General features: G+C 39.2%; 17 protein-coding genes and 1 tRNA gene. 14 read left to right on the plus strand and 4 right to left on the minus strand.

What is annotated here, in order from left to right:
- Nucleotides 1–11: 11 nt before the first annotated feature.
- The 6 genes from sdhA (at nucleotide 12) to racE (ending at nucleotide 4,982) form a co-directional block, all read left to right on the plus strand.
- A complete protein-coding gene (gene sdhA, locus AEA09_RS03605) occupies nucleotides 12–1,757 on the plus strand; it encodes a succinate dehydrogenase flavoprotein subunit (RefSeq protein ID WP_053582547.1) in 1,746 nt (581 codons plus the stop codon).
- Between the two features lie 14 nt (nucleotides 1,758–1,771).
- On the plus strand, nucleotides 1,772–2,551 hold the full coding sequence (gene sdhB, locus AEA09_RS03610; RefSeq protein WP_053582548.1) for a succinate dehydrogenase iron-sulfur subunit: 780 nt from the start codon (nucleotides 1,772–1,774) through the stop codon (nucleotides 2,549–2,551).
- A gap of 223 nt (nucleotides 2,552–2,774) precedes the next feature.
- Nucleotides 2,775–3,233 (plus strand): acyl-CoA thioesterase, encoded by a 459-nt coding sequence (locus tag AEA09_RS03615; protein ID WP_053582549.1) that lies wholly within the window; start codon nucleotides 2,775–2,777, stop codon nucleotides 3,231–3,233.
- 191 nt (nucleotides 3,234–3,424) lie between these two features.
- A complete protein-coding gene (locus AEA09_RS03620; RefSeq protein WP_053582550.1) occupies nucleotides 3,425–3,646 on the plus strand; it encodes a helix-turn-helix domain-containing protein in 222 nt (73 codons plus the stop codon).
- Between the two features lie 75 nt (nucleotides 3,647–3,721).
- Nucleotides 3,722–4,174, plus strand: a complete 453-nt coding sequence (locus tag AEA09_RS03625; RefSeq protein ID WP_053582551.1) for a MarR family winged helix-turn-helix transcriptional regulator — start codon at nucleotides 3,722–3,724, stop codon at nucleotides 4,172–4,174.
- 10 nt (nucleotides 4,175–4,184) lie between these two features.
- A complete protein-coding gene (gene racE / locus AEA09_RS03630) occupies nucleotides 4,185–4,982 on the plus strand; it encodes a glutamate racemase (protein ID WP_053582552.1) in 798 nt (265 codons plus the stop codon).
- A 75-nt stretch (nucleotides 4,983–5,057) separates the two neighbouring features.
- Here racE and trhA read toward each other — a convergent pair whose 3' ends face one another.
- A complete protein-coding gene (gene trhA / locus AEA09_RS03635; protein WP_053582553.1) occupies nucleotides 5,058–5,699 on the minus strand; it encodes a PAQR family membrane homeostasis protein TrhA in 642 nt (213 codons plus the stop codon).
- A gap of 175 nt (nucleotides 5,700–5,874) precedes the next feature.
- Here trhA and rph point away from each other — a divergent pair, with 175 nt between their 5' ends.
- The 5 genes from rph to AEA09_RS03655 all read left to right on the plus strand — a co-directional run bounded on the left by rph (nucleotide 5,875) and on the right by AEA09_RS03655 (nucleotide 9,072).
- Entirely contained in the window at nucleotides 5,875–6,624 is a 750-nt protein-coding gene (rph, locus tag AEA09_RS03640) for a ribonuclease PH (protein WP_053582554.1), read from the plus strand.
- A gap of 1 nt (nucleotide 6,625) precedes the next feature.
- Nucleotides 6,626–7,219 (plus strand): XTP/dITP diphosphatase, encoded by a 594-nt coding sequence (locus tag AEA09_RS03645; protein ID WP_053582555.1) that lies wholly within the window; start codon nucleotides 6,626–6,628, stop codon nucleotides 7,217–7,219.
- A gap of 12 nt (nucleotides 7,220–7,231) precedes the next feature.
- A complete protein-coding gene (locus AEA09_RS03650; RefSeq protein WP_053582556.1) occupies nucleotides 7,232–7,735 on the plus strand; it encodes a metallophosphoesterase in 504 nt (167 codons plus the stop codon).
- A gap of 346 nt (nucleotides 7,736–8,081) precedes the next feature.
- The gene (locus tag AEA09_RS19420) at nucleotides 8,082–8,252 is read left to right on the plus strand and encodes a DUF2639 domain-containing protein (RefSeq protein WP_211263228.1); all 171 of its coding nucleotides are present in this window, start codon (nucleotides 8,082–8,084) and stop codon (nucleotides 8,250–8,252) included.
- A 106-nt stretch (nucleotides 8,253–8,358) separates the two neighbouring features.
- Nucleotides 8,359–9,072 (plus strand): YqjF family protein, encoded by a 714-nt coding sequence (locus tag AEA09_RS03655; protein ID WP_053582557.1) that lies wholly within the window; start codon nucleotides 8,359–8,361, stop codon nucleotides 9,070–9,072.
- Nucleotides 9,073–9,111: 39 nt separating this feature from the next.
- Here AEA09_RS03655 and AEA09_RS03660 read toward each other — a convergent pair whose 3' ends face one another.
- Both AEA09_RS03660 and AEA09_RS03665 read right to left on the minus strand, forming a co-directional pair.
- Entirely contained in the window at nucleotides 9,112–9,687 is a 576-nt protein-coding gene (locus tag AEA09_RS03660; RefSeq protein ID WP_245622773.1) for a hypothetical protein, read from the minus strand.
- 246 nt (nucleotides 9,688–9,933) lie between these two features.
- Entirely contained in the window at nucleotides 9,934–10,680 is a 747-nt protein-coding gene (locus AEA09_RS03665; protein ID WP_053582559.1) for an SDR family NAD(P)-dependent oxidoreductase, read from the minus strand.
- Between the two features lie 250 nt (nucleotides 10,681–10,930).
- On the opposite strand from AEA09_RS03665, the gene AEA09_RS03670 reads away from it, so the two are divergent.
- From AEA09_RS03670 to AEA09_RS19430, 3 genes are all read left to right on the plus strand, one after another.
- A tRNA-Arg gene (locus tag AEA09_RS03670) sits at nucleotides 10,931–11,004 on the plus strand.
- Between the two features lie 323 nt (nucleotides 11,005–11,327).
- Nucleotides 11,328–11,552: a transposase family protein gene (locus AEA09_RS19425; RefSeq protein WP_082332549.1), complete on the plus strand. Its 225-nt coding sequence runs from the start codon at nucleotides 11,328–11,330 to the stop codon at nucleotides 11,550–11,552.
- Nucleotides 11,549–11,986 carry a helix-turn-helix domain-containing protein gene (locus AEA09_RS19430; protein ID WP_156312027.1) on the plus strand — a complete coding sequence of 146 codons (438 nt, stop codon included), beginning with the start codon at nucleotides 11,549–11,551 and terminating at the stop codon, nucleotides 11,984–11,986. Before AEA09_RS19425 ends, AEA09_RS19430 begins: the two co-directional genes overlap by 4 nt.
- Here the strand turns inward: AEA09_RS19430 and AEA09_RS19785 are convergent.
- Nucleotides 11,905–12,411, minus strand: coding sequence for a hypothetical protein (locus AEA09_RS19785; protein WP_156312029.1), 507 nt, complete (start codon nucleotides 12,409–12,411; stop codon nucleotides 11,905–11,907). The two genes, AEA09_RS19430 and AEA09_RS19785, sit on opposite strands and share 82 nt — an antisense overlap.
- Nucleotides 12,412–12,619: the final 208 nt, after the last annotated feature.

Consider the following 12,619-nt stretch of genomic DNA (forward strand, 5'->3'; position numbering starts at 1 on the left):
GAGAAATAATCATGGCGAAAAGCAAAGTAATTGTTGTTGGCGGCGGTTTAGCCGGTCTGATGGCAACGATTAAAGCAGCTGAAGTTGGTACTGAAGTTGAATTATTCTCATTAGTTCCCGTAAAACGCTCACACTCTGTATGTGCGCAAGGCGGAATTAATGGTGCAGTAAATACTAAAGGTGAAGGGGATTCTCCTTGGATTCACTTTGATGATACAGTATACGGTGGGGACTTCTTAGCGAACCAACCACCAGTAAAAGCAATGGCTGACGCAGCACCTGGTATTATCCACTTAATGGACCGCATGGGTGTTATGTTCAACCGTACGCCAGAAGGTCTACTTGACTTCCGTCGTTTCGGGGGTACGTTAATGCACCGTACAGCATTCTCTGGTGCAACAACTGGTCAACAATTACTATACGCACTAGATGAGCAAGTTCGTTCTCACGAAGTAGCTGGTTTAGTAAATAAGTACGAGCACTGGGAATTCCTTGGTGTAATTATCGATCCTGACGGCGTTTGTCGTGGTATCGTAGCGCAAGATATGCGTACAGGAGAAATCAAATCATTCCGCGGTGACGCTGTCATCATGGCGACTGGTGGCCCTGGTATTATCTTCGGTAAAACAACAAACTCTGTTATCAACACAGGTTCTGCTGCTTCTATCGTGTACCAACAAGGTGCTTCTTACTCGAATGGTGAGTTCATTCAAATTCACCCAACAGCGATTCCTGGAGACGACAAAAACCGTCTAATGTCAGAATCTGCTCGTGGTGAAGGTGGTCGTATTTGGACGTACAAAGACGGTAAGCCTTGGTACTTCCTTGAAGAAAAATATCCTGCATATGGTAACCTTGTACCACGTGACATCGCGACACGTGAAATTTTCGACGTCTGCGTAAACCAAAAACTTGGTATCAACGGCGAAAACATGGTATACCTAGATCTTTCTCATAAAGATCCGCATGAATTAGATATTAAACTAGGTGGAATTATCGAAATCTACGAAAAATTCGTAGGAGATGACCCACGTAAATTACCAATGAAAATATTCCCAGCAGTTCACTATTCAATGGGTGGATTATGGGTAGATTACAACCAAATGACTGAAATCCCTGGATTATTCGCAGCGGGTGAATGTGATTATTCTCAACATGGTGCAAACCGTCTTGGCGCAAACTCATTACTTTCTGCTATTTTCGGTGGTATGGTCGCTGGTCCAAATGCAGTTGATTATATTAAACGCCTTAAAAAGCATGCGGAAGATATTCCACAAGAAGTCTTCGATGCTCGCGTGAAAGAAGAGCAAGACAAATGGGATGCTATCCTTAAAATGGATGGAACAGAAAACGCTTACCTTCTACACAAAGAGCTTGGTGAGTGGATGACTGACAACATGACAGTAGTACGTCATAACGATCGTCTTGAAAAAACGTACGAAAAATTAACTGAATTACAAGAGCGTTGGGAAAACATCAACATCTACGATACGCAAAAATGGAGTAACCAAGGTGCTCACTTTACGCGTCAGTTGAAAAATATGTTATACCTTGCAAAAGTAATGACTAAAGGCGCTTTATTACGTGATGAATCTCGTGGTGCACACTACAAACCAGATTTCCCAGAACGTGATGATGAGCAATTCTTAAAAACAACAATGGCGAAATTCGATCCAGCTACTGGTGAACCAGTTATTACTTACCAAGAAGTTGACGTATCGTTAATCCCACCACGTAAACGTGATTACTCTGCTTAAGGAGGCTGATAAACATGCAAGCAACTGCTAATACTGGAAGAATGATAGATGTTGAAATTTTGCGTCAAGATACGCAAGGTGGAAGCGATTATACGCAAAAATTTAAAGTACCTTACCGTCATGGTATGAACGTAATTTCTGTATTAATGGAAATTCAAAAAAACCCTGTAACTGCAGATGGACAAGTAACGACACCTGTAGCATGGGACATGAACTGTCTAGAAGAAGTTTGTGGCGCATGTTCAATGGTGATCAACGGACGTCCACGTCAATCTTGTTCAACACTGATTGACCAATTGACTGAACCTGTCCGTCTTGAGCCAATGAAAACTTTCCCGGTTATTCGTGATTTACAAGTTGACCGTGATCGTATGTTCAATGCACTTAAAAAAGTTAAAGCATGGGTACCGATCGATGGTACGTATGATTTAGGTGAAGGTCCACGTATGCCTGAAAACAAACGTCAATGGGCTTATGAATTATCTAAATGTATGACTTGTGGTGTTTGTATGGAAGCATGTCCAAACGTGTCTGAATCAGCTTCATTCATGGGACCAGCACCACTATCACAAGTTCGTCTTTTCAACACTCACCCAACTGGGGCAATGATTAAAAACGAGCGTTTAGATGCAATCATGGGCGACGGTGGTCTTGCTAACTGTGGTAACTCTCAAAACTGTGTAGCAGCTTGTCCTAAAGGTATTCCTTTAACAACTTCTATCGCATCTTTAAACCGTGCGACTACAGTACAAATGTTCCGTAACTTCTTCGGTTCAGATCATATGGTTGACTAATACAACTACTCTACGCCCTTACACGATAATGTGTAAGGGCGTTTTTTTATTTGAATGCCTTATTAGACGGATAAAACTTGTGAGAACAGAGGATCGATGTGTGTAAGTAAGTGCAGAAAAAACTGAAATATCTGATTTTATATAGGATAATGAAGTGTTTTCCTATATAATGAACTAGTATTCATTTTAAGCGTTGTAATTGATTATAAAGGGGATGGACAACATGAAGGCAAGTTATGTGGGGGATTATGAGCAATGGGTAGAGGGATTTCAATTTCATATTGAGGTGCGTGTACGTTTTTCTGAGACAGATATGTTTGGGCATATGAATAATACGGTAAGCTTTACGTATTTTGAGCAGGCCCGCATAGATTATTTCCGTCATCTAGGGGTACTCATGCCAGCAGCTATTGATGAAAATGTAAAGGGTATTCCGATTGTGGCAGATTTACAATGTGATTATGTGCAACAGGTTTTCTTTGATGATGTGCTACGTATTTATACAAAGGTCGCAAAGATTGGCAATTCATCGATGGACCTACATTACTTAGCGAAAAATCAAAGGGATGAAGTATGTTTTACTGGACGAGGCACCATTGTTCAAATGGACCCTCAGACTGGTAAGAGCGTGCCAATTTCAGAGGAAGATAAACTTCGATTAAAATCACTAGCAGTTAATTAACTTAATGTAGTAAATGTTTTAAATCCCAAAAGTAAGGCGTATGTCACGATTACATGGGCCGAAATTGATTAATATAGAAGAAATACGCAAAAAAATTGCCGAATGTTGATTTATTCATGTAATAGCCGTCACCGCTCTTCATTTCTTTACATAAGTTACAATACGTGAGGGGGAGGAGGGTGTGACTAAATATGAATGGCTCCCATCATCGTTCTCTTTTAACTAACCGAGAACGTGAAATATTTGCGCTATTATTAGCGGAAAAAACAACGAAAGAAATTGCAGAGCAGCTTGGTATTAGTGAAAAAACAGTGCGCAATCACATTTCAAATACAATTCAAAAACTAGGTGTGAGTAATCGCTCACAAGCCATTATTGAGCTTTTACGCTTAGAAGAATTCAAATTAGAATAAATGCACTCTTGCTATTTTGAGAAAAAAACGACAAAATAGAACTATTCAACGTATTTTTAGGAGTGGAATAGTTATATGTCGGATGAAGTAACAAAGCACTCACCTGAAACCGTTGCAACGGTTGAAAAGGAATTACGCTATATAGCGGCAATTGTGAAGCAAAAAGGAAGAGAAATTGTTTCGCAATATGCGATTACGCCGCCACAATTTGTTGCATTACAGTGGTTAGAAGAGCTCGGAGATATAACAATTGGCGATTTGTCTAATCGTTTGTATTTAGCCTTTAGCACAACAACAGATCTAGTGGACCGAATGGAGAAAAATGAATTAGTTAAACGCGTGCGCGACGAGAATGATCGTCGTGTTGTGGTCATTCAACTTCTCGAAAAAGGCGAACGTATTATACAAGAAGTAATTGAAAAACGACAGCAATATTTGCAAGAAATGCTGGTTGGCTTTGATGTCCAAGAAACCGAGCAATTTTCGAGCTATTTACAAAAACTACATGTACACATGAAACAGGATTGAGGCGGAAAGTATGAATGCCCCGATAGGCGTTATTGATTCAGGAGTAGGCGGTTTAACCGTAGCAAAAGAAATTATGAAGCTGTTACCGAACGAAACAATCTATTATATTGGTGATACAGCAAGATGTCCGTATGGTCCACGATCTAGACAGGAAGTACGGAATTTCACTTGGCAAATGGCAAAAGCATTAGAAAAAATGAATGTCAAAATGCTTGTCATTGCATGTAATACAGCTACTGCAGTGGCACTCGAAAGTTTACAAAGAAATATGCCCTTTCCAGTATTAGGTGTCATCAATGCTGGTGCACGTGCAGCTGTTAAAAAGACAAAGCGACATGAGGTCGTTGTACTTGCTACAGAAGGGACGATTAAAAGTGGGGCTTATGAGGAAGCATTGACGTCACTCAATACGTCAACACATATTATTCCACTTGCATGTCCAACTTTCGTACCCTTAGTAGAAAGTGGTGAGTACAAGGGCAATTTTGCAAGTGAATTGATTGCTGAGGGTTTAAAACCATTAAAAAATGAGCAATTTGATACAGTTATTTTAGGATGTACGCATTACCCAATTTTGCAAAAGCAAATTGAAGCTGTGGTCGGAGAAGATGTCTTTGTGTTATCTTCTGCAGAGGAAACAGCAAAAGATGTGCAGGAAATGCTTGCGTATAACGGCACATTAGCAGATTCAGATACTAAGTCTGCCCATAAATTTTTTGCAACCGGTTCAGTACCGATTTTCCGCTCGATTGCAGAAAGTTGGCTAGAGCAAGGTACATTAGATATAAACCGCATTACATTAAAATAAAGAAACAGCTTAGCTTAGTAGCTAGGCTGTTTCTTTTTTAAAAAGGATAGATTTAGGGTGTCCAGGTATTCACATTTAAATAAATAAATACACAGCAACGAACATCGTGGCACTGCCTGCCATGACAAATAGATGCCATATAGCGTGGTTATACGGAATGTTTTTGTTTTTGTAAAAGAATGTGCCCGCTGTATAACAAATACCACCGAGTAAAAGTACCATGAAGCCGTCAAAGGAAATATACGCGACTAATGGTTTATAAGCGAATATAATGAGCCACCCCATGCCGATATATACGAGCAGTGATGCTTTTTTGAAACGATGAACGAAGAATTGTTTTAACACAATGCCAATGATGGCTAGTACCCATTCAATCGTAAAAATAGTCCAACCAAGCTGCCCACCTACAGCAACAAGTGCTACCGGTGTATATGTACCAGCAATTAATAAAAATATAGAGCTGTGATCTAGTTTTTTTAATAACACTTTATGTGTCGGAATTGCATGATACAACGTAGATGCTAAGTATAAGCAGAACATAGAAAATCCAAATATAATATAACTCACAAGTTCAGTTGTTGAACCAGATGTTAGTGCTTTGTGTACTAATAAAAGGGTGCCGGGAATAGTCAATAAAGCACCAATTCCATGTGTCAGAGCATTCCAAAATTCTTCCTTTACTGTATAACCATTTTGTTCAATCGTTGATTGTGTCATGACCATCACCTCTTTCTCTAATATGCCTACTATAACAGTATAATGAAATTAACTGTAGATGAAAATGTAATGCATCCTGTATGATAAATATCATATAAATACAGGCTTGTGTCGTCATGCAATCATAAAATATGTTAAAATGAGTGCGCGAAAGATTTTAGGAGGAACGAATATAATGACTAGATTTGATGGAAGAAATGCGGATGCACTGCGTCCTGTAAACATGGATAGCGACTATTTACTACACCCAGAAGGTTCAGTATTAATTCAAGTAGGGAATACAAAAGTAATTTGTACAGCAACAATAGAAGATAAAGTACCTGGCTTTTTACGAGGACAAGGTAAGGGCTGGATTACAGCGGAATACTCAATGTTACCACGTGCAACAGCGCAACGTACAGTACGCGAATCATCTCGCGGTAAAGTGAACGGCCGTACAATGGAAATTCAACGTCTAATTGGCCGTGCATTACGTGCTATTGTCGATTTAGAGGCACTAGGAGAGCGTACTGTATGGATTGACTGTGACGTTATTCAAGCAGACGGAGGCACGCGTACAGCATCGATTACAGGCGCATTTGTAGCAATGACACAGGCGATTGGCAAGTTGGCAGAAGAAAAAAAACTAGCTAAATTCCCTGTAACAGACTTTTTAGCTGCTACAAGTGTTGGCATTGTTGCAGAACAAGGCGCTGTTTTAGACTTGAACTATGTAGAAGATGCTTCAGCCGCAGTGGATATGAACATTGTCATGACAGGCGCTGGTCGCTTTGTAGAATTACAAGGAACAGGTGAAGAAGCAACATTCTCACGTGAGGAATTAAATGAGCTATTAGCACTTGGTGAAAAAGGCATTCGCGAATTAATCGACATGCAAAAAGAAGCATTAGGCGAACTTGCAAGTAAAGTTGGAGGGAACTGCTAATATGAAACAAGTTGTTATTGCCACTAAAAACAAGGGCAAAGCGAAGGATTTTGAAGCACTATTTGGTCCCCTAGGCTATGAAGTAGTCACGATGTTTGATGTAGCGCCTGATATGGAAATTGAAGAAACGGGTACAACATTTGAAGAAAATGCTGTGTTAAAAGCAGAAGCACTTGCTAAAGCACTAGGTACAATTGTGATTGCAGATGATAGTGGTCTTGCAGTAGACGCTCTTAACGGCGAGCCAGGCGTATATTCAGCACGTTACGCTGGCGACCATGACGACGAAGCAAATATGGTGAAGTTACTTGCAAATTTACAAGGTGTAGAAGATGAAAAACGTACAGCTCGTTTCTGTTGCTGTATCGCTATTGCAGGTCCAAACATTGAGACAACAACCGTTTTTGGCACATGTGAAGGTGTTATTGCCCATGAAAAACGCGGTGCAAATGGCTTTGGCTACGATCCTATATTCTTCGTACCTAGCTTGAATCGCATGATGGCAGAACTTAAACCTGAAGAAAAAGGTGCGATTTCTCACCGAGGCAACGCCATTCGCCAGTTGAAAGAAATACTACCAACTCTTATGAAATAAGGAGTGATGTCCATGCAAGTTTTAGTCATGAGTGATACACATGGAGATAGTCAGGTCATAGACAAAGTACGTGGGTTTTATCCGAAAGTCGATGCGATAATTCATTGTGGTGATAGCGAACTTGCCTTTTCTCATACTGCACTAGCAGGTATGCAAAAGGTGCGTGGAAATTGTGATGCAGAGTCATCGTTTCCGAATGAAGCGGTATTTGACGTTGGTGATGTGACATTTTTTGTGACGCATGGGCATTTATTTAATGTGAAGTCTTCCATCTTATCTTTATCCTACAGAGCGAAAGAGGTAGGTGCGCAAATCGCCTGCTTCGGCCATTCGCATATCTTAGGTGCTGAAATGATTGATGGTGTACTATTCTTAAATCCAGGAAGCTTACTAAAACCACGTGGACGCAAGGAGAAAAGCTTTGCAGTTGTAGATATACGTGACGATCAATTCCAAGTGGATTTTTTTACAGATGACAATGAAAGTATTTCTTCACATACGTTCGTGAGGCAGTAGATATATGTAGGTGAACACTAGTAGAATAAGCACTTTGCTGATGATTCAAAAAAACAGGTATCGGTCATTTGACTGTTTATCTGAAATTGAATGATTAGTGAGGTGCTTTTTTCTGTGGTTAAGGAATGTTTTTGTGAAGAGGAACCGATAAAAGTTTGCTAGCATATCGTATGTATGGATAGAGAATTTAACAAGATTCAGCGGAAGTCCCCCAACTTCATAAGTGCCGGGATGAATGCAATTTTAGCGATCTATTCAGTGGTGTTCAATCACCTGCTGAATCATGTTAAAGGCTCCGGCGGATGTCTCGGATTTTGAATTGTGCTGAGACGTAATTGATTGGAGAATGATCATTGTGCATAGGTATTCTAAAGGTTGGTTTGTTAAGGAATTGCGAGCAAGAGGCATCATGTTACATCCTCTATTACGCAATCACTTGGGGCTCTATAAGGAATCAGAATTACGTCATTTATATTATAAATTGCTTGAAAAAGAACTGGAAGTAGAGGACAAATAGTAACTGTTATGAAGCATCCAATCACCAAATTGGGTGTTTTTCATTTGTTTTCGTTTGAATGGTGCTACTGTGGGAAATAACTATATTCTACAGGGAGGGGCATTTTATGCGAAAAAAACCTTGGATGATCACGCAGCAGTGGGAAGATGTATTATTTCTTCATTGGCCAGTTCAACCTCATGAATTAGTGCAACACATCCCAAAGGAGCTTGAACTTGACCTTTATGAAAATAGAGCTTGGCTTAGTTTTGTCCTTTTTAAAGTAAGTAGAAATAGGCTAAGATTCACACCTTCTTTCCCTGGTGTGAGTTCCTTCTTACAACTAAATGTGCGGACGTACGTCACTTGTAACGGGTTGAAAGGTATCCATTTCTTTAACTTGGATGCGAATAATGCGCTCATCGTACAAATGACAACAATCGGTCATTTACTACCTTACCGTCGTGCCAAGATGTCAATGAAAAAAGAGGGAACGGCCTTATCTTTCACTAGCAGCTATCAAAACCCGAAATTAATAGATGAAGCGTTGACTGTTACATTTGAACCGATGCCGGGTCAGATAGAAAGTCTTGCATTTGAAAGTTGGTTAGTAGAGCGCTATCATTTATGGACAAAGGTGAAAAACCGTTTGCTTCGCATAGATACTTGCCATTCACAGTGGCGTTTGCAGAAGGTGAATGTTACCATCCATCACAATACAATGACACCGTTTATAAAAGCTCTTACGCCTTATAATCAGCCAATCGCGCATTATTCAAAAAGTAAAAATGCTCGGATTTTCCCACCTGTTTTGGAACCAAAAAAAGTACCAAGTCGTTAACAATTCGAAATTGCCGATGACTTGGTACTTATACATTTGTTAAAAACGATAATAAAATTGCATAACGATAGCCGATGCAATCATATCAGACATGGCTAAAGCCTCTGCTACGATTTCATCAAAAATTTCAATGTCTTTTTGATATTTTTTTTGAATCATCGCCACGGCTTCATCTTTCGTTAATGATAAATGTGTATAAAACATTTTTCTTAATTCTTCTTTATTTATACAAGGATTAATCCTGCTTAAAAACAATACAATGTCATCTGCATTACGATACCATTCTTTTTCTTTTGCCTCTGCTGTTGCGGCATCACCTTTAACAGCAGCAGTTACTAGTTCAGCAGCGATGACCAGATGTTCTTTAATCAGTGCAGCATAGCGGTCTGCGATTTGATCGCCGTAAAGTGGACGAAGACAATTACCTAAATCAGTCGCATTTTGTAAAAGTCTTTCTTGCACAAACGGTAAATCAGGCAAGCCAAATACAATGCTGGTAATGGTCATCCTCGTCCAATTGACATGCTCCATCCATAGCAGGCGATTCATCGCCATAAAATCAGATTCAGCCTTACTAATGCAACGATAATCATTAGCAGTTGGCTGCTGGTTCAAAAAGTGCCGAATCAGTGCAGTATATTGTGTGGATGGCTGTGTATAGAACGAGCTTAGCGAATTCGCGTAATATCTATACTGGTAAGGGAACACTTTACTTTCATTCCTTTCCTCTTACTATTGTTGAACAAAAAAATAAGTTCTTTCAATAGAATACTCAGAGGTACTTCGGAATGTGAAAAAAATTAGGGATTTGTAGGTGTATTGACTGCACATTGTATAAAAATTACATGATTATGCTTTTGCTCATTCCTCATATATCATCTTTTTCGTCATCCCACCATCGATCGTAAGGTTTGTTCCGGTCACAAAGATATTGTTTGGATTTGTTAAGTATAGGCAAGCTTGCGCAATATCCTCGGGCGTACCCACTCGACCTGATAAATGTTGTTCATGGTCGATGGGGCGTAAACTTTCATAATCACCGGTTTCAATCCAGCCAGGTGAGATACAATTGACAGTGATCTTATCAGGACCTAAAGAGCGTGCTAGTGCATGGGTTAATGCGACGATGCCCCCTTTTGTTGCCGCATAGGCTTCTGTGTAGGGCTCAGACATCGTAGCACGCGTAGAGGCCATAGACACAATTGAACCACCATTTTCATTGCTACGCATAATCTTAGCAGCTTCTCTGGAACAGAAAAACACACTACTTAAATTTGTTTGAATGACATGATTCCAATCCTCCATGGATAAATCATAGGGGGAGGCATATTGAAACGTACCTGCATTATTAATTAGAATATTTATTGTGCCAAAGTGGTCGACAGTTTGCTTCATTAAAGAAACAATGTCCTGTTCTTTACAGAAATCCGTTTGGACAAATATACTAGAATAGCCAAGGGCCCGCAATTCATTTTCTAATTGTTTTCCTTTATCGAGATCTATATCTGCAATGACGACCTTTGCGCCGCTTTTTGCATAAGCTTTGGCTACGCCTCTACCAATTCCTTGCGCACCGCCAGTAACCACAACAACCGAATCATGAAACATAAAGATGCCTCCGTTTTATCTGTTTTAAATTATTTTAACAAAAATCATCAGTTTTATGGGATTAGTCAAGATAGGATTTGTTTGTGAAATACAAAAAAGGATCGTAAAATAGAAATTATCGTACATGAAAGTGGATATAATAACATCTAGGTAAACCTTCCCTTGATAGAAAAATTTATATTGACTTTATGTTTTGTAGCGTATATAATAAATATTGTCTTCCTAAGAGAAATGTTAAGGAAGTAACCATGTCTCAGTAGCTCAGCTGGATAGAGCAACGCCCTTCTAAGGCGTCGGTCGGGGGTTCGAATCCCTCCTGGGACGTATCAAGGTTCAAATAGAATAAGTTTGAACCAACGGAAAAGCGCTTCAAATCCTTTAATATCAAGGATTTGAGGCGCTTTTCCTGTTTTTGAGAATACGTTAGAAAAGGATAGAAAATGAAGAGTTTCTACACATTTTCTACACAAGCAAAAGTGGTTTGAAGTTGCTATTTGTCTGTTTTGAATTGAACTCTCCCTAATTTTTTGGTTCTATAATATTTGTTGGGGTTTTCACACAATTGCATGCAAAAAAAAGCACAGATTCACCGATTTATATATACTTGAATTGTCGAGAAACAAGTAATAGAAAGGTGAACTGTGCGCATGAATTTTAACATGAATATTCCTGGATTGAAAGATGTAGAGGTTACGAAAGTAGAAGAAGTGGGCAATCGAATCGCGTTATATGTACAAATGCCGAAATGCGCGTATCAATGTCCTGTTTGTAAACAAGAAACAATGAGAGTACATGATTACCGCATGCAAAAGATTAAGCATTTAAAATGGTTCGAACGTTTAACTGTTTTGTTTTATAACCGCCGACGATAGTTTGTAAATGTGGCAAGCGCTTCTCTGAAAAATCCCCTTTCGTGGATAAATATCAACGCTACTCAAAGGAATGGAATCAAGTAGTAAATGTTCGTTCTGTTAAAGTAAAAACGTTTAAAGAAGCTGCGGAAGTACTAGGTACATCACCTACAACTGTCATTCGCCGTTTTAAAAAGGTCGCGAATAAACAATTAGTAGAAGGTGTACGTTTACCAAAAGTGATTGCGATTGATGAGTATAAAGGCGATACAGATGCAGGTACGTATCAACTAATCATTGCGAATGCGGAGACGCGCGAGCCAATTGATATTTTATCGAATCGTAAAAAAGAAACAATTAAAAATTGCTTACGTCAGTATGGGACATCATACTTTAAACCTGTTGTTTCAAGGACTTGGAGGGGGATCGCTGTTTCATTTGTGAAACTGATATGAAGCTTGATACCTGCACGTTCACCGTGATACAAAGCCCAAGGCAAACGCCTTTTCCCAACAGTAATTGTCGTTGAATCTACTGCCATCAGCTCTTTTTTTATGGATAGTGTACGTTTAGCGGAGCGATTACATTTACCAATGATTACAGCTAAAATACGTTTCATAATTTGGTAATCTAACGCTGTCAATCGTTTGGATAAGGAAGAGTAATCCACCGAAACGAAACCTACGCTAGGTGCGACATCTGCCGCATGACGCATGCTTTTCCATTCATGTGATGCAGCGTCGACTAAGTAGGAAATGATAGTCGAAACTGTGCATTTACGTGCGGTAGCTGTAAAATCAAATTCCGCTAAAATGCTTTGAAGTTCTTCTTCTGAAAGAAAGTTTTGAAGTAGGTTGAAAATCGTGCTATTCCTAGCCAAGAGAGATTCCTCATTTCGTAAAAAAGTTTGTTGTCGTGACTACTATTTTACTAGAGGAGCTCTCTTTTTTGTTATATTTTATTGGTAGAAACTAGATATTTAACAGGTGTGTATTTATTACTTTGTATTTATATCTAGAGTTCTAAAAACAAAAATAATATTGTGATATTTTTAGAAAATCATTCATTATTTCTTTTATATGTATCAA

This window comes from Lysinibacillus contaminans (assembly GCF_001278945.1).
Classification (GTDB): Bacteria; Bacillota; Bacilli; order Bacillales_A; family Planococcaceae; genus Lysinibacillus; species Lysinibacillus contaminans.

Bases quoted from the DNA above. Each gene is read 5' to 3' on its own strand.
- sdhA (WP_053582547.1), top strand. From the start codon at position 12: ATGGCGAAAAGCAAAGTAATTGTTGTTGGCGGCGGTTTAGCCGGTCTG.
- sdhB (WP_053582548.1), top strand. From the start codon at position 1,772: ATGCAAGCAACTGCTAATACTGGAAGAATGATAGATGTTGAAATTTTG.
- AEA09_RS03615 (WP_053582549.1), top strand. From the start codon at position 2,775: ATGAAGGCAAGTTATGTGGGGGATTATGAGCAATGGGTAGAGGGATTT.
- AEA09_RS03620 (WP_053582550.1), top strand. From the start codon at position 3,425: ATGAATGGCTCCCATCATCGTTCTCTTTTAACTAACCGAGAACGTGAA.
- AEA09_RS03625 (WP_053582551.1), top strand. From the start codon at position 3,722: ATGTCGGATGAAGTAACAAAGCACTCACCTGAAACCGTTGCAACGGTT.
- racE (WP_053582552.1), top strand. From the start codon at position 4,185: ATGAATGCCCCGATAGGCGTTATTGATTCAGGAGTAGGCGGTTTAACC.
- trhA (WP_053582553.1), bottom strand. From the start codon at position 5,699: ATGACACAATCAACGATTGAACAAAATGGTTATACAGTAAAGGAAGAA.
- rph (WP_053582554.1), top strand. From the start codon at position 5,875: ATGACTAGATTTGATGGAAGAAATGCGGATGCACTGCGTCCTGTAAAC.
- AEA09_RS03645 (WP_053582555.1), top strand. From the start codon at position 6,626: ATGAAACAAGTTGTTATTGCCACTAAAAACAAGGGCAAAGCGAAGGAT.
- AEA09_RS03650 (WP_053582556.1), top strand. From the start codon at position 7,232: ATGCAAGTTTTAGTCATGAGTGATACACATGGAGATAGTCAGGTCATA.
- AEA09_RS19420 (WP_211263228.1), top strand. From the start codon at position 8,082: ATGATCATTGTGCATAGGTATTCTAAAGGTTGGTTTGTTAAGGAATTG.
- AEA09_RS03655 (WP_053582557.1), top strand. From the start codon at position 8,359: ATGCGAAAAAAACCTTGGATGATCACGCAGCAGTGGGAAGATGTATTA.
- AEA09_RS03665 (WP_053582559.1), bottom strand. From the start codon at position 10,680: ATGTTTCATGATTCGGTTGTTGTGGTTACTGGCGGTGCGCAAGGAATT.
- AEA09_RS19425 (WP_082332549.1), top strand. From the start codon at position 11,328: ATGAATTTTAACATGAATATTCCTGGATTGAAAGATGTAGAGGTTACG.